This is a genomic window from Streptomyces sp. NBC_00440, from assembly GCF_036014215.1.
In the GTDB taxonomy this organism is placed as follows: Bacteria; Actinomycetota; Actinomycetes; order Streptomycetales; family Streptomycetaceae; genus Streptomyces.
In genome coordinates this window covers 4,876,614-4,894,796 of record NZ_CP107921.1, presented here as the reverse complement: position 1 = coordinate 4,894,796, position 18,183 = coordinate 4,876,614, and the positions used below count along the sequence as shown (strand labels likewise).

Below are 18,183 nucleotides of genomic sequence, written 5' to 3'. Positions count from 1 at the left end.
CTGCGACGCGAAGCCGAATTACTCGGCGTCGGCCTCGGCGGGAGCCGGCGTACCGGCACCGCCCTGCTCGACCTTGGCGCGAAGGGCGTCCGCGGTACGGACGAACTCCGACAGCGGGGCCTGGAAAGTCGCCGCGGCCTTGGCCATCGACGCCTTGATTCCACCGGCCACCTTGGCGAGCAGAACCTCGCGGGACTCAAGGTCCGCGAGCTTCTTGATCTCATCCGCGGACAGCGCCTTACCATCAAGGACACCGCCCTTGATGACGAGGTTGGGGTTCTCCTTGGCGAAGTCACGAAGACCCTTCGCCGACTCCACCGGGTCACCGGTGACGAAGGCAACCGCCGTCGGACCTGCGAACAGGTCGTCCAGCGTGTTGATCCCGGCCTCGTTGGCCGCGATCTTGGTCAGCGTGTTCTTCACCACGGCGTACTGGGCGTTCTCACCGAGCGAACGGCGCAGCTGCTTGAGCTGGGCCACGGTGAGACCCCGGTACTCGGTCAGCACAGCGGCGTTCGAGCTGCGGAACTTGTCCGCCAGCTCGGCTACCGCGGCAGCCTTGTCGGGCCTTGCCATAGAGCGTCGGCCTCCTTCCGGGTGATGAGGACCGCTCAGAAGGGGCTGGACAGACGAAACGCCCCGGCACAGGTGCACGGGGCGCGAGCTCGACCGGACGGATCCGGGAGCACTTCCACGATCACCTGCGCGAGTCGCCCGCTTCCAGCGGATCCTTCGGCCACCGCGCCCTCTTACGAGCACACGGCAACGACCAGCGGTCTTTGGCTTCGTCGGAAGAGTACGTGAACGGGGGCACGCCGAGCAAATCCGTTCCCGGGCGGCTGATTGATCCTCCGGTTCGGGGGTAGAGGACGGCGTCCTCCCGCCGCTTCGGCCCGTACCTCCACGCCGTAGCCGGAGCAGCGCAGGATGACGCCGTACGTGGTCCCGTCGCGCCGCCGGAGGCCCCCAGAGGCCGGAGGTACGGGCGTACGGAGGTACGGGCGTACGGAGGCGCGGGGGCCTGGACGCGCGGAGCGGCGCGGGAAACGCGAAGGAGCCGGGCCCCGCACCTCCGGAGAGGTGCGGGGCCCGGCTCACAGCACGCGTGTCCCGCGGCTGCCTACCGATCCGGAGGATCAGACGGCGGCCGGGTCCTCCTCGACGAGGAGGTTGCGGGTGCGGTTGGCGTCCAGCGGGATGCCGGGGCCCATCGTGGTGGCCAGCGTGGCCTTCTTGATGTAGCGGCCCTTGGCGGCCGACGGCTTCAGACGGAGGACTTCCTCCAGTGCGGCGGCGTAGTTCTCGACCAGCTTGGTCTCGTCGAAGGAGACCTTGCCGATGATGAAGTGCAGGTTCGAGTGCTTGTCGACGCGGAACTCGATCTTGCCGCCCTTGATGTCCGTGACAGCCTTCGTTACGTCCGGGGTGACCGTTCCGGTCTTCGGGTTCGGCATGAGCCCACGCGGACCGAGCACGCGGCCGAGGCGGCCGACCTTGCCCATGAGGTCCGGGGTGGCGACGACGGCGTCGAAGTCCAGACGGCCCTTCGCCACCTCGTCGATGAGCTCGTCGGCGCCGACGATGTCGGCTCCGGCGGCCTCCGCGGCCGCAGCACGGTCACCGGTCGCGAAGACCAGGACCCGGGCGGTCTTGCCGGTGCCGTGCGGCAGGTTCACGGTGCCGCGGACCATCTGGTCGGCCTTGCGCGGGTCAACGCCCAGACGCATGGCGACCTCGACGGTGCCGTCGAACTTGGTCGCGGAGGTGTCCTTGGCGAGGCGGACGGCTTCGAGCGGGGCGTACAGCTTGTCCGCGTCGACCTTGGCGTCCGCAGCGCGGAGAGTCTTGCTGCGCTTCACTTCTGCTCCTAGATGGGGAGTGGGAGTCGTGGTGCGGGCCGGCGCTGGCCCTACCACTGTGGTGCGGAGGGGGGCTTGATCAGCCCTCGACCGTGACGCCCATGGAACGGGCGGTGCCGGCGATGATCTTGGCCGCGGCCTCGATGTCGTTGGCGTTCAGGTCGGGCATCTTGGTCGTGGCGATCTCGCGGACCTGCTCGCCGGTGAGCTTGGCGACCTTGGTCTTGTGCGGCTCGCCGGAGCCCTTCTCCACGCCCGCGGCCTTGAGGATCAGCTTCGCGGCCGGCGGGGTCTTGGTGATGAAGGTGAAGGAGCGGTCCTCGTAGACCGTGATCTCCACCGGCACGACCATGCCACGCTGCGACTCGGTCGCGGCGTTGTAGGCCTTGCAGAACTCCATGATGTTGACGCCGTGCTGGCCCAGCGCGGGGCCGACCGGCGGAGCCGGGTTGGCCGCGCCGGCCTTGATCTGGAGCTTGATAAGCCCCGTGACCTTCTTCTTCTTGGGAGGCATTGCTCTCTCCGGGTCCTAGTGAGAGTGTTTCGCCGCCATCCGGTCATCCGGACGGAGGCATACCGCGCAACGATAACGGGTATAGCTGCGCGACCAAAAACCAAGCAGGTCAGACGGCTACGGGAGCCGGTCTGACCTGCTTGGAAGGCGTGTGCGCCAGAAGCCCTGAGAGGTACTAGTTCTTCTGGATCTGGTCGAAGCTGAGCTCGACCGGGGTCTCGCGGCCGAAGATCTCGACGAGGCCCTTGACCTTCTTCGAGTCGGCGTTGATCTCGTTGATCGTCGCCTGGAGCGTCGCGAACGGCCCGTCGGTGACGGTGACCGAGTCGCCGACCTCGAAGTCGAGCACCTGGACCTCGACCTTGCGGGCCGGAGCCGGCTTGCCCTCGGCCTCGGCGGCCTCACGGGCGGCCTTCTCCTCGGCCTCCGGGGCGAGCATCTTGACGATCTCGTCCAGGGTCAGCGGGTACGGGTCGTAGGCGTTGCCGACGAAGCCGGTGACTCCGGGGGTGTTGCGGACGACGCCCCAGGACTCGTTGGTGAGGTCCATGCGGACCAGGACGTAACCGGGAAGCTTGTTCTGGCGGACGTTCTTGCGCTCGCCGTTCTTGATCTGGACGATCTCTTCCTCGGGCACTTCGGCCTGGTAGATGAACTCCTCGACGTTCAGCGAGACGGCGCGCTGCTCCAGGTTGGCCTTCACACGCTTCTCGTAACCGGCGTACGTGTGGATGACGTACCACTCGCCGGGCAGACCGCGGAGCTCCTGGCGCAGGGCCTCGACCGGGTCGACCGGGGGAACGTCGGCGGCCTCTTCGGCAGCCTCCTCGTCCTCGGCCTCTTCGGCGGCGTCCTCGACCTCGTCCACGGCCTCGGCGTCCTCGTCGGTCTCCGCGACGGCCACCGCTTCGTCCTCGGTGTGCACAGTTGCCTCTTCGGCGGGCTCACCGGCGACGGCGTCGGCAGCTTCGGCCTGGTCCGGCTTCCCAGCGTCCGCCGCCTCGACGATGTCGAGCTCGTCCTCTGCGGACTCGAAGCTCTCGCCCGGCTCGACGGCCTCGTTCAGGTTCGGGTCAGACACTGTGGCTGCTTCTTCCTGGATACAAATCGGGTGGAACATGCGAAAAAGACGCCGCTCCCGGCGCCTTTCGCGGATCAGCCAAAGACGTACTTGGCGGCCTGGTTGAACCCATAGTCAATCACGGTCACGATGCCGATCATGATGACGACGAAAACGATCACCACGGAGGTGTAGGTCGAGAGCTGGCTACGAGTCGGCCAGACAACCTTGCGCAGTTCCGCGACGATCTGGCGGTAGAAGAGTGCGAGGCGGCCGAAGGGGCCCTTCTTGCCGCGCTTCCCGCCCTTGCGTGCCTTCTTCGACTCCGGCGCTTCATCCTGCGCATCAGGCACGTCGATGGAGCCGACGGCGTCCGTCACGATCTCTCACCTGATTCCGGGTCGTGGCCGTGCCGCGCCCGGTGGAGCCGCACGGCGGTGCATAGATGTACGTACATGCGCACACAGCCTGGCGAAGGTGTGTGTAGCAGGGCCGGAGGGACTTGAACCCCCAACCGCTGGTTTTGGAGACCAGTGCTCTACCAATTGAGCTACGACCCTTTGTGGTTCCCCCAACCTACCGCATCCGACCGGGTGCACGGAGTGCGCTCGGCGGGACGGTTGGTGGAGGCCAACGACGAGTGAGTGTACGTGGTCGGGGGCCTGACGTCGAACAGCTTCGGCCGGGACGGTGCACGGCCGGCCCGTGTCTTCCGGTTCCGGCCCGGTTCCCGCTCGGTGTACGGCCGTTGCCCAGCTCGGTGTACGGCCGTTGCCCGGCCCGGTGTCCGGCCGGTGTCCGCCCATCGAAACCTGTGTGCCGAGTCCGTTTGCGGTCTGGGACCATGGGCCCCATGAGCGCCGCAACTCCTCCGACCGAGCGCAGGGTCTCCGCCCGCATCGGTGCCATCTCCGAGTCCGCCACCCTGGCAGTCGACGCCAAGGCGAAGGCCCTGAAGGCCGCCGGGCGTCCGGTGATCGGCTTCGGTGCCGGTGAGCCCGACTTCCCCACGCCCGGCTACATCGTCGAGGCCGCGATCGAGGCCTGCCGCAACCCGAAGTACCACCGCTACACGCCGGCCGGCGGGCTCCCCGAGCTCAAGGCCGCCATCGCCGCGAAGACCCTGCGCGACTCCGGTTACGAGGTCGAGGCCTCCCAGGTACTCGTCACCAACGGCGGCAAGCAGGCCATCTACCAGGCGTTCGCCGCGATCCTCGACCCGGGCGACGAGGTCATCGTCCCGGCTCCGTACTGGACCACGTACCCCGAGTCGATCCGGCTCGCGGGCGGTGTCCCGGTCGAGGTCGTCGCCGACGAGACCACCGGCTACCGGGTCTCCGTCGAGCAGTTGGAAGCCGCCCGTACGGAGCGGACCAAGGTCGTCCTCTTCGTCTCGCCGTCCAACCCGACGGGCGCCGTCTACAGCCCCGCCGACACCGAGGCCATCGGCCGCTGGGCCGTCGAGCACGGTCTGTGGGTGCTGACGGACGAGATCTACGAGCACCTGATCTACGGCGACGCGAAGTTCACCTCGCTGCCCGCCGTCGTGCCCGATCTGCGCGACAAGTGCATCGTGGTCAACGGCGTGGCCAAGACGTACGCCATGACCGGCTGGCGCGTGGGGTGGATCGTCGGCCCGAAGGACGTCGTGAAGGCCGCGACCAACCTCCAGTCGCACGCCACCTCCAACGTCTCCAACGTCTCGCAGATGGCCGCGCTCGCCGCGGTGTCGGGGAACCTGGACGCGGTCGACGAGATGCGCACCGCCTTCGACCGGCGCCGCAGGACCATCGTGCGGATGCTCAACGAGATCGACGGCGTGCTCTGCCCGGAGCCGGAGGGCGCGTTCTACGCGTACCCCTCGGTCAAGGCGCTCATCGGCAAGCAGATCCGCGGCAAGCGCCCGCAGAGCTCAGTGGAGCTGGCCGCGCTGATCCTGGACGAGGTCGAGGTCGCCGTGGTGCCCGGTGAGGCGTTCGGCACCCCCGGATACCTGCGTCTGTCGTACGCGCTCGGCGACGAGGACCTGGTCGAGGGCGTCTCCCGGATCCAGAAGTTGCTGGCCGAGGCGACGGACTGACCGACTGGTCCGGACGGCTCGGCGCCGTCCGCACGCCCCGTACAGGCAGGAACGGGCCTCCGGTTCTCCACCGGGGGCCCGTTTCTTCGTTCGGTCGCCTCCTCGTTGGGGGAAAGTGGCTACCGGTGCGGCGGGTCCGTACGGCAGGATCCTTGGATGGAGCGAGTACGTGACATCCGGCTGCTGCCCAAGGCCCATCTGCACCTGCATTTCACCGGGTCGATGCGGCCCTCGACCCTGCTGGAGCTGGCCGGCAGATACGGCGTGCACCTGCCTGAGGCGCTGACCGGCGGTGAGCCGCCGAAGCTTCGGGCCACCGACGAGCGCGGCTGGTTCCGCTTCCAGCGGCTGTACGACATCGCGCGTTCCTGTCTGCGCACGCCGGAGGACATCCAGCGGCTGGTGCGCGAGGCCGCCCAGGAGGATGTCGCGGACGGCTCGCAGTGGCTGGAGATCCAGGTCGACCCGACCTCGTACGCCCCGTTCCTCGGCGGGCTGATCCCGGCGCTCGAAGTCATCCTGGACGCCGTGGACTCAGCCTCGCGCGACACCGGGCTCGGCATACGCGTGGTGGTCGCGGCGAACCGGATGAAGCACCCGCTGGACGCGCGGACCCTCGCTCGCCTCGCGGTGCGCTACGCGGACCGCGGTGTGATCGGTTTCGGGCTCTCCAACGACGAGCGCCGGGGCATGGCGCGGGACTTCGACCGCGCGTTCGCCATCGCCCGGGAGGGCGGTCTGCTGGCCGCGCCGCACGGCGGGGAGCTCAGCGGGCCCTCGTCGGTGCGGGACTGCCTGGATGATCTGCACGCCGCGCGGATCGGGCACGGGGTGCGGGCCGCCGAGGATCCCCTGCTGCTGGAGCGGCTGGCCGAGCGCGGGGTGACCTGTGAGGTCTGCCCGGCGTCGAATGTGGCGCTCGGCGTCTACGAGAAGGCGGAGGACGTACCCCTGCGAAAGCTGTTCGAAGCCGGGGTGCCGATGGCGCTCGGCGCGGACGACCCGCTGCTGTTCGGGTCGCGGCTGGCGGCGCAGTACGAGCTGGCGCGGGCCCAGGGGTTCAGCGACGCCGAACTGGCCGAGCTGGCACGGCAGTCGGTGCGCGGCTCGGCGGCGCCCGCGGACGTCCGGCGGAAGCTGCTCTCCGGCGTCGACGACTGGCTCACCGGCTGACTCCTCGTACGACCCCCCGCAGGAGCGTGCGGGCGAGCCCGGCGGCGAACTCGTCGAGCGGCTGCGGGGGCCTGCCGTCCTCGGTCATGTCGTACGCGAAGGCCCGCTGGGCGCAGGCGCCGAGCAGCAGGGATGCGGCGGAGTAGGTGTCGGCTGCGCTGTCGATCCGGCCCGCGTCCCGCTCGGCGCGCAGATAGGTGTCGACGCCGCGGATGGGCATGTGCGGGCCGGTGCCGAGTTCGCGCATGGCCGCTTCGTGGCGCCGCTTGAGCGGTGGGTCGGCGTAGAGCGAGGCGGCGATCGGGAAGCTCTGCTCGTAGAAGAGGGCGGCCCTGCGGGCGATCTCGGTGAGGTTCTCCTCGACGCTGTGCCGCTGCGGTTCGGCGGCCAGTTCGTCAAGGAGCGGGGTCAGCCTGGGCAGCCGTTCCCTGAGAACGGTCACGAACAGCTCTTCCTTGCTCGCGAAGTGCTTGTAGAGCGCCGCTTCCGAACAGCCGGCCGCCCTGGCGATCTCCTTGGTGGTGGTCCGGGCCAGGCCGATGGTCAGCATGAGACGGTGCGCGGCGTCGATGATCCGGCCGCGGGCGGGCTTCTGCTGCGCGGGTGGCTGCACGGGCGCTCCTACCAGGCTTGACGGAGGGGTGAGTGACTGCCCACTCTAGAGGTGAGTGAATACTCACCCACTACTGCTTACCCACCACTGCTTACCCACCTCGGGAGGGTGCGCGATGAGGCTCACAGTGTTCGGTGCGACCGGCGGTATCGGCGGTCAGATCGTCCGGCAGGCGCTGGCCGCGGGCCACCAGGTCACGGCCGTGGTCCGTGATCCGGCACGGCTCACGGCGACCGGGGCGGGTCTCGATGTGGTCCGCTCGGATCTCGGCGACCCGGAACCGCTGCGCGCGGCGGTGGCCGGGCGGGACGCGGTGCTCTCCGGTCTGGGCGCGCGTGGCCGCAAGGACGCGGGCATCACCCAGGTGCTGACCCGGCCGGTGCTCGCGGCGATGGAGGCGGAGGGCGTACGGCGGCTGCTTGTGGTGAGCGCGGCGCCGCTGGCACCGCCCGGGGACCAGTCGTTCGCGGACCGCGCCGCGCTCGGTGTGATCGGCGTGATCCTGAAAGCGGTCTACGAGGACCTGCGGGTGATGGAGGCCGAGGTCGCACGCAGCGCCACGGACTGGACGTCGGTCCGGCCGCCGAAGCTGACGGACAAGCCGGTGACCGGCAGGTACCGGACCGTCGTCGGGGGCAATCCGCGCGGCGGCCGGAGCATCTCGCGCGCCGATGTGGCGCACGCGATGCTGGCGATGATCGACGACCCCGCGACGGTGAAGCAGGGGGTCGGGGTCGCGTACTGAATCTCGCGCTGGGGGTGGGGACAGTTGCGCGATCGGTGGCCGACCTTGTGAACCAGGGCCGGTCACAGCGCGATCGGCCCTGGTTACGAGGCGGGTCACAGCGCGATCGGCACCGGTTGCGGGGCCGGTTACAGGCTGACGCCGACCGTCACCGGCTCATTGACCAGCGTCACACCGAACGCCTCGTGCACACCGGCGACGACCTCGCGGGCGAGCGCGAGCAGGTCGTCGGTGGTGGCCCGGCCCCGGTTGGTCAGGGCCAGCGTGTGCTTGGTGGAGATGCGGGCCGGCCCCGTTCCGTAGCCCTTGGTGAAGCCCGCACGGTCGATCAGCCAGGCCGCCGACGTCTTGGTCAGCCCCTCCCCCGCCGGGAACGCGGGCGGCGCGGTCTCCGCTCCGAGCCGCTCCCGCACCCGGGCCAGGAACGCGGCGAACTGAGCGTCGTCGAGGATCGGGTTGGTGAAGAAGGAGCCGGCCGACCAGGTGTCGTGGTCTTCGGCGTCCAGCACCATGCCCTTGCCGGCGCGCAGCTTCAGCACGGTCTCGCGGACCGTCGCCGCCGGCACCCGGTCGCCCGCCTCGACACCGAGGACACGGGCCGTCTCCGGGTACTTGACCGGTGCCGAGAGGCCGCCCGCGTCTTCGAGCTGGAAACGCACCCGCAGCACCACGTAGCGGTCGGGTTCGGCCTTGAAACGACTGTGCCGGTACGAGAACCGGCACTCGGCGTTCGAGAGGGTGACCGTCTCCCCCGTGGTCCGGTCGTATGCGACGACCTCGCTGAGGGTCGACGAGACCTCCTGGCCGTACGCCCCCACGTTCTGGATCGGGGTGGCGCCGGCAGAGCCGGGGATCCCGGCCAGGCATTCGATGCCCGCGAGCCCGGCCTCGACGGTACGGGCCACCGCGTCGCTCCACACCTCTCCGGCCGCGAGTTCGAGCGCGGTACCGGAGAGCGAGAACCCGCGTGTCGCGATCCGCAGGGCGGTGCCGGCGAACCCCTTGTCGCCGATGACCAGATTGGAGCCGCCGCCGATGATGAGCAGCGGGGTGTCGCTCTCGTCGGCCTCCCGGACGGCCGCGGTCACTTCGGCGTCGGTCTCCGCCGTGACCAGCCGGGTCGCGGGGCCGCCGAGGCGGAAGGTGGTCAGGGGGGCGAGTGGGGCTTCAAGGAGTTCCTGCACGGGCCCAGCGTACGAGAACGGCCCCGCCGGTCGGGCGGGGCCGTTCTCGTACGGAAGATCATTCACGTACGGAAGACCGTTCGCGTACGGGTCACTCAGGCGGAGACCATCTCGCGGTCGGTCTCGGCCTCCGGTGCCGGGTCCGCGGGTCCCGGTGTGCCGCGCCGCGGGATCAGCAGCGCGACGAGCGCCGCGACCGCGACCACGGCGGCGCCGATCCACAGCGCGGGGACGGTGCCGTCGGTGAAGGAGTCGGGCGACTCGTAGCCGCCGCGGGCGGCGAAGACCGCGCCGAGCACCGCGATACCGAGCGCGCCGCCCACCTCGCGCAGCGCGTTGTTCGCGCCGGAGGCGATGCCCTGTTCGGCGGGGCGGACGCTGGACATGACCACGCTGGAGGCGGGGGCGAAGTACAGCGCCATCCCGGCCCCGCCGAGGATCAGGGCCGGAAGAATCGTGGGGTACGACACGTCCGGACCGATGAGCAGCGCGAAGAGCGCGAGCCCGGCCGCCTGGAGGGCGAGACCGGCGGCGACGACGGGCCGACCGCCTATCCGGTCCGAGAGGATGCCCGCGAACGGCGCGATGATCAGCGGCATCCCGGTCCAGGGCAGCATCCGCAGTCCGGCCTGGGTGGGCGAGTAGCCCAGGACGCCCTGGAAGAACTGACTCAGCAGGAATATCGAGCCGAACATCCCCAGGAACATGAGCAGCGACGCCCCGTTGATCCCGGCGAAGGCGCGGTTACGGAAGAGCCGCATGGGGAGCATGGGGTGGGCGCTGTGGACGCCGTGGAGAACGAACCCGGCCAGGAGGGCGACACCGGCGAAGAGGCTCGTGAGGATCCGCGCGCTGGACCAGCCGTCCGCCTGCCCGTTGACGAGGGCGTAGACGACGCCGAAGAGTCCGCCGCTGACCAGGAGCGTGCCGGGGATGTCCAGGCGGGCGCCGGGCCCACGCGACTCGGCGAGGCGCAGCCCGGCGAGCGGGAGCAGGACGAGGCCGATCGGCACGTTCAGCCAGAAGATCCACTGCCAGGACAGGTGCTCGGTGAGGGCGCCGCCGATGAGCGGCCCGCTGGCTACGGCAAGGCCGGTGACGGCGCTGAAGATCCCGAGGGCCGCGCCCCGGCGGGCGGCGGGTACGGCCGCGGTGAGCAGGGTCAGGGTGAGCGGCATCATGATCGCGGCGCCGACGCCCTGCACCGCGCGGGCCGCGATGAGCGGGGCGATCCCCGAGGCGAGGGCCGCCGCGGCGGACGCACCGGTGAATACCGTGAGGCCGGCGATGAAGAGCTTGCGCCGGCCGAACCGGTCGCCGAGGGCCGCACCGAACATGAGCAGGACGGCGAAGGTGAGCGTGTACGCGTTCACCGTCCACTGAAGGTCTTCCAGCGCGCCGCCGAGATCCTCGCGGATCGAGGGCAGCGCCGTGGTGACGACGAGGTTGTCGAGAGCCGCCATGAAACCGGCGACGCTGGTGATGATCAGAGCCCAGGTGGCGCCTCCGCGCCGGGCCGTCCGCTCGTTCACTGCTTCCCCCTGCTGGTTGTAACGCTGCTGGTTGTACCGCTGCCGGTTGCACAGCGTTGATTAGTTATTGATGACTAACTTCTGTGGGCAACAGACGTGCGCTCCCCGGAGGCGAATCCGCCCGCGGGCCGTTCACTCACCGGCCGCCCGCCCGCTCACTTCTTCGGCTGTGCCGACTCGTAGAAGCCGGTCCACACCCGGTGCTCCGGGGCGAAGCCCAGCGACACCAGCGTGTTGATCAGCATCCCGTACGCCAGGAACGACGTCGTCTCGTCGGCGTCCGCACCCAGGGCCAGGTGGGCCGCGTCGTACAGCCTCATCCACGCGGCGCGCACGGCCCGCCCGAACTCGCGGTCCCCCGACGCCGCGGCGGAGGCCACCGCGACATAGACCTGCATCTGCATCAGGAGCTTGTCCGGGTCCTCGGCGATGAGCGACTGGTAGGCCTGCCCCATGGCTTGGTGGGCCTCTTCGCCCTGCAGACCGTCGGCCGCCGTCACGAGCACGGTCGACGTCTCCTCGACGCAGCGCTCGGCGGCCGCGAGGAAGATGGCCCCCTTGTTCGGGAAGAGCCGGAAGAGATACGGCTGGGAGACACCCACCCGCTTGGCGATCACCTCGGTGGAGGTGCCGTGATAGCCACCGCGGGCGAATTCGACCATCGCCGCACGGATGACGCTCTCGCGCCGCTCCTCTGCGCTCATCCTGACCATACGAGAAAGTTAGTGGCTGATTACTAACCAAGTCAAGTCCAAGCACACACGACTCCAAGCGCATACGAGCAAGGGGCGCCCGCCTGCGCGAACGCCCCTTGCCACCAAGTCCTGCCGCTACCGCCCCGCCGACGCGCAGCAGACCCACGCAACCGAGACCGACGCGGCAAAACCGCACGGCCACGACGCCCTCAGGCGAGGCGGACCACCGCGCGTGACATGCCCAGCACCTTCTTGCCGTCGCTCATCGCCGTGAGATCCACCCGCACCGTCTTGTCCTCGGGCTCGCCGACGACAGCTGCGACCTTGGCGCTGACCTCGATCAGCGCCCCGTCGGCGTCGTTCGGAACGACCACCGGCTTGGTGAAGCGGACGCCGTACTCCACGACCGCGCCCGGGTCCCCGACCCAGTCGGTCACCACCCGGATCGCCTCGGCCATGGTGAACATCCCGTGCGCGATGACGTCGGGCAGCCCGACCTCCAGCGCGAACTTCTCGTTCCAGTGGATCGGATTGAAGTCGCCGGACGCACCCGCGTACTGCACCAGCGTCGCCCGCGTCACGGGGAAGGACCGCGCCGGCAGCTCCGTGCCGATCTCGACGCTCCCGTAGGAGATCTTCGCTGTCACCGTCACGCCTCCCCGGCCGCGCGCGCGACCAGCTTCGTCCACGCCGTCACGACGTGCTCGCCGGACTCGTCGTGGACCTCACCGCGAATATCAATGATGTCGTTCCCGGCCAGGGACTTGATCGCCTCGATGGTCGAGGTGACCGTCAGCCGGTCCCCCGCCCGGACCGGGCGCCGGTAGGCGAACTTCTGATCACCGTGCACCACTCGCGTGTAGTCGAGACCCAGCTGCGGATCCTGGACGACAACGCCGGCGGCCTTGAAAGTGATCGAGAAAACGAACGTCGGCGGAGCGATGACATCGGCATGGCCGAGGGCCTTCGCCGCATCCACATCGGTGTACGCGGGATTCGCGTCACCCACCGCGTCGGCGAACTCGCGGATCTTCTCCCGGCCCACCTCGTACGGCGCGGAGGGCGGATAGGTCCGCCCCACGAAGGACTGGTCGAGCGCCATGGCTCACTACCTCCTGGTGGAGTGCCGGGAATCGGAAAGAATCACAATAACTGCGAGTAACCGCAGAAATGACGCGAGGCCGCCCCCCGGTAAGGGGACGACCTCGTGCCTGTGCCTGTGGAGAGTTGCGCTTGTGCAGAACTGTTCTTGTGGAAAGAACGGCCTGGGTCAGCGCGTTTCGCGGTGCGCGGTGTGCGAGTTGCAGCGCGGGCAGTGCTTCTTCATCTCAAGACGGTCCGGGTCGTTACGCCGGTTCTTCTTGGTGATGTAGTTCCGCTCCTTGCACTCCACGCAGGCCAGCGTGATCTTCGGGCGGACGTCGGTGGCAGCCACGTGAGTGCTCCTTGGACGGATGGACGGATGAACGCATAAAAGAGTAGCCGATCGAAGGACCGAGCCCACCATCGGCTACCGTGTGTAGCGGTGACCGGACTTGAACCGGTGACACAGCGATTATGAGCCGCTTGCTCTACCGACTGAGCTACACCGCTTTGCTACGGAATCCCTCACCCGAAGGTGAGGGCTCCCGCACCAGAGCCCCAATACGGAATCGAACCGTAGACCTTCTCCTTACCATGGAGACGCTCTACCGACTGAGCTATTGGGGCGAGCGATGAAGACATTACACGGTCCTTCGCCGTCACCCAAATCCTTATGAACGCCCCTCCCCGCCCCTCCCGGCCCCCCTCTCCGCACCCCCTTCTCCGCCGCGTCGTCCCGCCTCCCGCTCGGCTCCCACCAGCCTCTCCTGCCGCCGTTCGGCCCACGGGACCCATCGGCCACAGGAGTCACTCCCGGTACGACTAATCCGCCCCTCCTCGAAGCAGGACCGGCTTTCCCCATAGGCTCGCTTCACGCTGTGTGACCTCGTACGTCATGCCCGGCCCAGCACCCAGGAGCGCGATGCCCGACAGCCAGCCGCGGCCTCCCGAAGGAGCCACCGCAGACACCACCGCGCTCCTCCTCCGCGGGGCCCGCCTGGCCGACGGCCGCACCGTGGACGTCAGCATCAGCGACGGGCTCATCGAAGCCGTCGGCACCGCAGGCAGCCTCACCGCCCCCGGCGCCCGCGCCTCCGTCTCCCGTATCGAACTCGACGGCTATCTGCTGCTCCCCGCGCCCGCCGAACCCCACGCCCACAGCGACACCGCGCTGACCGCCGGTGCCGGACCGGGACCGGGCCCCGCCACCACCGGCTCCGTCCCCGACATCCAGCGCCGCGCCACCGAAGCCGCCCTCCTCCAGCTCGGACACGGTGCCACCGCCCTGCGCTCGCACATCCGCATCGGCGACGTCCAGGGCCTCGGCGCCATGGAGGCCGTACTCCAGGCCCGGCGGTCGCTGCGCGGACTCACCGACCTCACCACCGTCGCCGTGCCCCGGCTGCTCACCGGCGTCGCCGGCGCCGATGGCCTCGCCATGCTGCGCGACGCCGTGAAGATGGGCGCCACCGTCGTCGGCGGCTGCCCCGACCTCGACCCCGATCCGACCGGATACACCCAGGCCGTCCTCGAAGTCGCCGCAGAACACGGCTGCGCCGTCGATCTGCACACCGAGGGTGACGACCCCGCCCGGCTCGCCCGGCTCGCCGCCATGTCCGGCGGGCTGCGCCCCGGCGTCGCCATCGGCCCCTGCGGCGGACTCTCCCGGCTCCCGCACGACACGGCGGTCCGCGCCGCCGGGCGGCTCGCCGCCGCGGGCGTCACCGTGATCTGCCAGCCCCAGGGCGGTTGCGGCGGGGTGGAGAGCCGCGGGACCGCGCCCGTACGACTGCTCCGCACAGCCGGCGTACGCGTCGCCGCGGGCAGCGGCGCACTGCGCGACCTGGCCAACCCGGTCGGCCGCGGCGACCCCCTGGAGGCCGCGTACCTGCTCGCGTCGCAGAGCGGCCTGCGGCCCGACGCCGCGTACAGCGCGGTCAGTTCGGCGCCGCGCGAGGCCATGGGGCTCCCCGAGGTACGGGTGGAGGCGGGCTTCCCCGCCGAGCTGCTCGCCGTACGCGGGGAGCAGCTCTCCGCGGTGCTCTCCCTCGCGTACAGCAGGATCGTGATCCACCGCGGACGGGTCGTCGCACGGACCAACGCGGTTCGCGAGTACTGCGACTCGACCGCCCCCAGCGCACTCGAACTGCCGCGGCAGGGACGGGCCGGCGCCGGGCCCTGAGGGTTGGCGGCACCGCCCCGGGCCGGTGGCCCCGGAGCGCCCCGGAGGCCATCGCGTCAGCTCCGCGCGCCCACCCCCGCCGGCGGCAGGGCTGCCGGGTCCGGCGAAGAACAACGGGACCGCGCAGTGATCGCGCCGACAGAACGGAGCCGGTGACGTGCCCTTCGCCCAGTCGATCGGTGGTGACGGACCCGGGCGCCCCCGACCGGGCCCGACGGCCCCAGGGCGCTCTGTGGCACCGCTGCTGGCCGTGTGTGCGGGCTACTTCATGGTCATCCTGGACGTCACCATCATCAACGTCGCTGTGCCCGTGGTGGGCCGGGACCTGTCGGCCTCACTGACCGGCATCCAGTGGATCACGGACGGGTACACCCTGGTCTTCGCCGGGTTCCTGATGACCGGTGGCGCACTGGGCGACCGGCTGGGCAACCGCCGCATCTTCTGTTCGGGCGTGGTGGTGTTCACGGCGTCCTCTGCCGCGTGCGCCTTCGCGCCGAGTGACTCCTTCCTCGTCGTGGCGCGCCTCGCGGAAGGACTCGGCGCGGCGCTGATCGTCCCCGGCTCCCTCGCTCTGCTCCAGGAGTCCTACCAGGTGCAGGCGGCACGCTCACGTGCCTTCGGGCTGTGGGGGGCGATGGCGGGCGTCGCCGCCTCCGCCGGGCCGCTGCTGGGCGGGCTGCTGGTGTCCACGGTGGGCTGGCGGTGGGTCTTCCTCATCAATCTGCCCGTCGGAGCGGCCTGCCTGCTGCTGACGCTGCGTCACGTCGCACCCTCGCCGCGGCACCCCGGCCGCCCCCTGGACTGGCCTGCCCAGTGCGCCGTGGTGGCGGCGGTGGCCCTGCTGATCGCCGGGCTGAACGAGGCCGGACGGCGTGGCTGGTCCGATCCTGCTGTCCTCGCCGGCCTGGGCCTGGCCGTAACGGCGGTCGCAGCGTTCGTGATCCGAGAGCGGCTCGCCCGGTCCCCCGTCCTTCCCCTGTGGCTGCTGCGTTCACCCGCGATGAGCGGCGGGGCCGCCATCGGCCTGCTGTTCAACTTCGCTTTCTACGGCATGGTGTTCACCGCCAGCCTCGACTTCCAGCACCAGCGCGGCTTCACCGCCCTTGAAACCGGGTTGGCGTTGTTCCCGGCGGTGGCGATGACGATGTTCGCCTCCGTCCTGTCCGGGCGGCTGAGCCGCCGCACCGGTGACCGCCCTCTGGTGGTCTGCGGCATGCTCCTGGGCGCCATCGGGCTGGCCGGCTGGGCCGCGGCGGGCTCGGATCCCGCTTACCCGCTGCTGGTGGCCCCGATGATGGCTACCGGATTCGGTACGTCCTTCGCGCTCACCGGTTCGACCACCACGGTGATGGGTGCGGCGCCCCCGGCGTACGCGGGGGCCGCCTCCGCCTTGTTCAACACCACCCGCCAGATCGGCAGCGCCACGGGGGTGGCACTCGGAGGCAGCCTGCTGGCCACCAGTACCGGCTACGGGGCCGGGCTGCGCGGCAGCATGGCCATCGGGGCCCTCGCCTACCTGACCGCAGCGGCTCTCGCGTGGCTGTGCGTGCCGGCCGGGGCGCACAGGGACGGTGAGTGACAGTGACCACGGGCCGCCCTCCGGTCGTCCGGCTGGCTGTCCGGCTGTCCGGCTGTCCGGCTGTCAAGCAGGCGGAAGGCGGGGCCGGTTGCTGCCGTACGCCATCCTGGCCGGCGCCTCGCGGGGCTGCTGGAGCCCTTCCCGTGCCGGGCCGCACATCCGGCGTTCTCCAGCCGCTTTCTTCATCTTCTTCATCGGGCGCCTTGATCGGGCACCTTCATCGCGCTTCTTCATCGCGGCCCCGGCACCCGGGACGCTCAGCGGGCAACTACAGGACCGAGTCACACGAACACCTTCAGCAACGGGCATTCCTGAGCGCGCGGGGCCGCCGGAGCGTACCGTCAGAAACATGCGCATTGTCATCGCAGGTGGACACGGTCAGATCGCGCTGCGGCTGGAGCGGCTGCTCGCCGCGCGCGGCGACGAGGTCGCGGGCATCATCCGCGCCGCAGGACAGGCCGACGACCTGAGATCCGCAGGCGCCGAACCGGTCGTCCTCGACCTGGAGTCGGCCACCGTGGACCAGGTGGCCCAGGCCCTTTCGGGCGCCGACGCAGTGGTCTTCGCGGCAGGTGCGGGCCCCGGCAGCACCGTCGAACGCAAGGACAGCGTGGACCGCGACGCGGCGGTCAAACTCGCGGACGCCGCCGAGCAGGCAGGTGTACGCCGCTATCTCATCGTCTCGTCCATGGGCGCCGACAGCACCCACCGGGGCGACGAGGTCTTCGACGCCTATCTGCGGGCCAAGGGTGCGGCGGACGACGCCGTACGGGCCCGGCGCACCCTGGACTGGACGGTGCTGCGCCCGGGCGCGCTGACCGACGACGCGGGCACCGGACACGTGCGCCTGGAGGCCCGGACCGGCCGGGGCCAGATCCCGCGCGACGACGTGGCGGCGGTGCTCGCCGAGCTGGTCGAGACCCCGGCGACCGCGGGTCTGACCCTGGAGCTGATCGGCGGATCGGTGCCGGTGTCGGTCGCCGTGAAGGACGTGGCGGGCAACTGATGCAGAACCCACCAGTGGCCGTCGAGCGGGCGGCGCAGCCGTACGCGGCGATCCGGGAGACCGTCACCATGGACACGTTCCCGGTGATCGCCGACCGGCTGGCGGAGGTGTTCGGCCGGCTCGCCGAACGCGGGATCGAACCGGCTGGGCCGCCCTTCTTCCGGTACGACGTCATCGACATCGAACGCGGCATGGAGGTCGAGGCGGGTGTGCCGGTGGCTGAGCCGCTGGGGGCCGCGTTCGACGCCGATGTCAACGAGGCCGACGCCAACGCGGGTGAGGTCTTCACCGGCACTCTGCCGGCGGGCCGGTATCTGACGGTCACCCACATCGGGCACCCTGACGAGCTGTTGGGGGTCACCGCGGGCCTGCTGGAGTACGCGGCGGCCCGTGGCATGGAGTGGGACATGGAGAAGGCCGACGTCGTCGAGGAGTGGGGCTGCCGGCTGGAGATCTACAAGACGGATCCACGGGAGGAGCCGGACATGTCCAAGTGGGAGATGGAGCTGGCCTTCCGGCTCGCGGACCCCGGCTCGCGGCCATAGCCGGAGCGGCAGCGGCAGCGGCAGCCATCGGACAGAAGACCGGTCGCACAGGGCCGGGAAACCAGAAAGCCTCTGACCAGAAATGCTGGTCAGAGGCTGATTCCAGTGGCGGCGCCAGGGTTCGAACCTGGGTAGGCTGAGCCGGCAGATTTACAGTCTGCTCCCTTTGGCCACTCGGGCACACCGCCGGGGTTTTGTCGCTGCGGATCCGCGTGCTGCGGGAGTCCGTGGCAACGACGTAAACGATACCTGATGACAAGGGGTGCTTCGCCACCCGATTGATCAGGGACGGGCGGGGGCGGCCGTGGCGCAGCCCTTAGGCTTGCGCGCAAC

19 protein-coding genes and 4 tRNA genes are annotated in these 18,183 nt (G+C 70.1%); 7 read left to right on the top strand and 16 right to left on the bottom strand.

Features of this window, described 5'->3' with window-relative positions; all coding sequences use genetic code 11:
- Nucleotides 1-18 precede the first annotated feature (18 nt).
- The 6 genes from rplJ to OHB13_RS22095 all read right to left on the bottom strand — a co-directional run bounded on the left by rplJ (nt 19) and on the right by OHB13_RS22095 (nt 3,993).
- On the bottom strand, nt 19-576 hold the full coding sequence (gene rplJ / locus OHB13_RS22120) for a 50S ribosomal protein L10 (protein ID WP_266854292.1): 558 nt from the start codon (nt 574-576) through the stop codon (nt 19-21).
- 560 nt (nt 577-1,136) lie between these two features.
- Nucleotides 1,137-1,859 carry a 50S ribosomal protein L1 gene (rplA, locus tag OHB13_RS22115; RefSeq protein WP_164264063.1) on the bottom strand — a complete coding sequence of 241 codons (723 nt, stop codon included), beginning with the start codon at nt 1,857-1,859 and terminating at the stop codon, nt 1,137-1,139.
- Nucleotides 1,860-1,938: 79 nt separating this feature from the next.
- Complete coding sequence (gene rplK / locus OHB13_RS22110) at nt 1,939-2,373, bottom strand: 50S ribosomal protein L11 (protein WP_164264062.1); 435 nt, start codon at nt 2,371-2,373, stop codon at nt 1,939-1,941.
- A gap of 175 nt (nt 2,374-2,548) precedes the next feature.
- Nucleotides 2,549-3,454, bottom strand: a complete 906-nt coding sequence (gene nusG, locus OHB13_RS22105; protein WP_328378253.1) for a transcription termination/antitermination protein NusG — start codon at nt 3,452-3,454, stop codon at nt 2,549-2,551.
- A gap of 74 nt (nt 3,455-3,528) precedes the next feature.
- Nucleotides 3,529-3,813: a preprotein translocase subunit SecE gene (gene secE, locus OHB13_RS22100; protein WP_266854299.1), complete on the bottom strand. Its 285-nt coding sequence runs from the start codon at nt 3,811-3,813 to the stop codon at nt 3,529-3,531.
- A gap of 107 nt (nt 3,814-3,920) precedes the next feature.
- A tRNA-Trp gene (locus OHB13_RS22095) sits at nt 3,921-3,993 on the bottom strand.
- A gap of 293 nt (nt 3,994-4,286) precedes the next feature.
- On the opposite strand from OHB13_RS22095, the gene OHB13_RS22090 reads away from it, so the two are divergent.
- Nucleotides 4,287-5,513: a pyridoxal phosphate-dependent aminotransferase gene (locus OHB13_RS22090; RefSeq protein ID WP_328378252.1), complete on the top strand. Its 1,227-nt coding sequence runs from the start codon at nt 4,287-4,289 to the stop codon at nt 5,511-5,513.
- A gap of 156 nt (nt 5,514-5,669) precedes the next feature.
- On the top strand, nt 5,670-6,686 hold the full coding sequence (locus OHB13_RS22085; protein ID WP_266854302.1) for an adenosine deaminase: 1,017 nt from the start codon (nt 5,670-5,672) through the stop codon (nt 6,684-6,686).
- On the opposite strand, the gene OHB13_RS22080 is transcribed toward OHB13_RS22085, so the two are convergent.
- A complete protein-coding gene (locus OHB13_RS22080) occupies nt 6,676-7,299 on the bottom strand; it encodes a TetR/AcrR family transcriptional regulator (protein WP_328378251.1) in 624 nt (207 codons plus the stop codon). The two genes, OHB13_RS22085 and OHB13_RS22080, sit on opposite strands and share 11 nt — an antisense overlap.
- A gap of 115 nt (nt 7,300-7,414) precedes the next feature.
- Here OHB13_RS22080 and OHB13_RS22075 point away from each other — a divergent pair, with 115 nt between their 5' ends.
- Entirely contained in the window at nt 7,415-8,044 is a 630-nt protein-coding gene (locus OHB13_RS22075; protein WP_328378250.1) for an NAD(P)-dependent oxidoreductase, read from the top strand.
- Nucleotides 8,045-8,172: 128 nt separating this feature from the next.
- Here the strand turns inward: OHB13_RS22075 and OHB13_RS22070 are convergent, their stop codons facing one another.
- The 8 genes from OHB13_RS22070 to OHB13_RS22035 form a co-directional block, all read right to left on the bottom strand.
- A complete protein-coding gene (locus OHB13_RS22070; RefSeq protein WP_328378249.1) occupies nt 8,173-9,228 on the bottom strand; it encodes a UDP-N-acetylmuramate dehydrogenase in 1,056 nt (351 codons plus the stop codon).
- Nucleotides 9,229-9,323: 95 nt separating this feature from the next.
- The gene (locus tag OHB13_RS22065; protein WP_328378248.1) at nt 9,324-10,760 is read right to left on the bottom strand and encodes an MFS transporter; all 1,437 of its coding nucleotides are present in this window, start codon (nt 10,758-10,760) and stop codon (nt 9,324-9,326) included.
- 155 nt (nt 10,761-10,915) lie between these two features.
- Nucleotides 10,916-11,464, bottom strand: coding sequence for a TetR/AcrR family transcriptional regulator (locus OHB13_RS22060; protein WP_266854309.1), 549 nt, complete (start codon nt 11,462-11,464; stop codon nt 10,916-10,918).
- 200 nt (nt 11,465-11,664) lie between these two features.
- Nucleotides 11,665-12,102: a MaoC family dehydratase gene (locus OHB13_RS22055; RefSeq protein WP_328378247.1), complete on the bottom strand. Its 438-nt coding sequence runs from the start codon at nt 12,100-12,102 to the stop codon at nt 11,665-11,667.
- A 2-nt stretch (nt 12,103-12,104) separates the two neighbouring features.
- Nucleotides 12,105-12,557 (bottom strand): MaoC family dehydratase N-terminal domain-containing protein, encoded by a 453-nt coding sequence (locus tag OHB13_RS22050; protein ID WP_328378246.1) that lies wholly within the window; start codon nt 12,555-12,557, stop codon nt 12,105-12,107.
- A 168-nt stretch (nt 12,558-12,725) separates the two neighbouring features.
- Nucleotides 12,726-12,890 carry a 50S ribosomal protein L33 gene (gene rpmG / locus OHB13_RS22045; protein WP_006604855.1) on the bottom strand — a complete coding sequence of 55 codons (165 nt, stop codon included), beginning with the start codon at nt 12,888-12,890 and terminating at the stop codon, nt 12,726-12,728.
- 85 nt (nt 12,891-12,975) lie between these two features.
- Nucleotides 12,976-13,048 (bottom strand) — tRNA-Met (locus OHB13_RS22040).
- 44 nt (nt 13,049-13,092) lie between these two features.
- Nucleotides 13,093-13,165 (bottom strand) — tRNA-Thr (locus OHB13_RS22035).
- Between the two features lie 295 nt (nt 13,166-13,460).
- On the opposite strand from OHB13_RS22035, the gene OHB13_RS22030 reads away from it, so the two are divergent.
- The 4 genes from OHB13_RS22030 to OHB13_RS22015 all read left to right on the top strand — a co-directional run bounded on the left by OHB13_RS22030 (nt 13,461) and on the right by OHB13_RS22015 (nt 17,850).
- Complete coding sequence (locus tag OHB13_RS22030) at nt 13,461-14,720, top strand: amidohydrolase family protein (RefSeq protein WP_266854315.1); 1,260 nt, start codon at nt 13,461-13,463, stop codon at nt 14,718-14,720.
- Between the two features lie 232 nt (nt 14,721-14,952).
- Nucleotides 14,953-16,299, top strand: coding sequence for an MFS transporter (locus OHB13_RS22025; protein WP_266854316.1), 1,347 nt, complete (start codon nt 14,953-14,955; stop codon nt 16,297-16,299).
- Nucleotides 16,300-16,648: 349 nt separating this feature from the next.
- Complete coding sequence (locus tag OHB13_RS22020; RefSeq protein WP_266854318.1) at nt 16,649-17,305, top strand: SDR family oxidoreductase; 657 nt, start codon at nt 16,649-16,651, stop codon at nt 17,303-17,305.
- Nucleotides 17,305-17,850: a GyrI-like domain-containing protein gene (locus tag OHB13_RS22015; RefSeq protein WP_328378245.1), complete on the top strand. Its 546-nt coding sequence runs from the start codon at nt 17,305-17,307 to the stop codon at nt 17,848-17,850. The genes OHB13_RS22020 and OHB13_RS22015 overlap by 1 nt, the downstream gene beginning before the upstream one ends.
- 106 nt (nt 17,851-17,956) lie before the next feature.
- Here OHB13_RS22015 and OHB13_RS22010 read toward each other — a convergent pair.
- Nucleotides 17,957-18,038 (bottom strand) — tRNA-Tyr (locus OHB13_RS22010).
- Nucleotides 18,039-18,183: the final 145 nt, after the last annotated feature.

Excerpts from the sequence above, each read along its gene's own strand:
- rplJ (WP_266854292.1), bottom strand. The coding sequence starts at position 576 with ATGGCAAGGCCCGACAAGGCTGCCGCGGTAGCCGAGCTGGCGGACAAG.
- rplK (WP_164264062.1), bottom strand. The coding sequence starts at position 2,373 with ATGCCTCCCAAGAAGAAGAAGGTCACGGGGCTTATCAAGCTCCAGATC.
- OHB13_RS22090 (WP_328378252.1), top strand. The coding sequence starts at position 4,287 with ATGAGCGCCGCAACTCCTCCGACCGAGCGCAGGGTCTCCGCCCGCATC.
- OHB13_RS22085 (WP_266854302.1), top strand. The coding sequence starts at position 5,670 with ATGGAGCGAGTACGTGACATCCGGCTGCTGCCCAAGGCCCATCTGCAC.
- OHB13_RS22075 (WP_328378250.1), top strand. The coding sequence starts at position 7,415 with ATGAGGCTCACAGTGTTCGGTGCGACCGGCGGTATCGGCGGTCAGATC.
- OHB13_RS22060 (WP_266854309.1), bottom strand. The coding sequence starts at position 11,464 with ATGAGCGCAGAGGAGCGGCGCGAGAGCGTCATCCGTGCGGCGATGGTC.
- OHB13_RS22050 (WP_328378246.1), bottom strand. The coding sequence starts at position 12,557 with ATGGCGCTCGACCAGTCCTTCGTGGGGCGGACCTATCCGCCCTCCGCG.
- OHB13_RS22030 (WP_266854315.1), top strand. The coding sequence starts at position 13,461 with ATGCCCGACAGCCAGCCGCGGCCTCCCGAAGGAGCCACCGCAGACACC.
- OHB13_RS22020 (WP_266854318.1), top strand. The coding sequence starts at position 16,649 with ATGCGCATTGTCATCGCAGGTGGACACGGTCAGATCGCGCTGCGGCTG.
- OHB13_RS22015 (WP_328378245.1), top strand. The coding sequence starts at position 17,305 with ATGCAGAACCCACCAGTGGCCGTCGAGCGGGCGGCGCAGCCGTACGCG.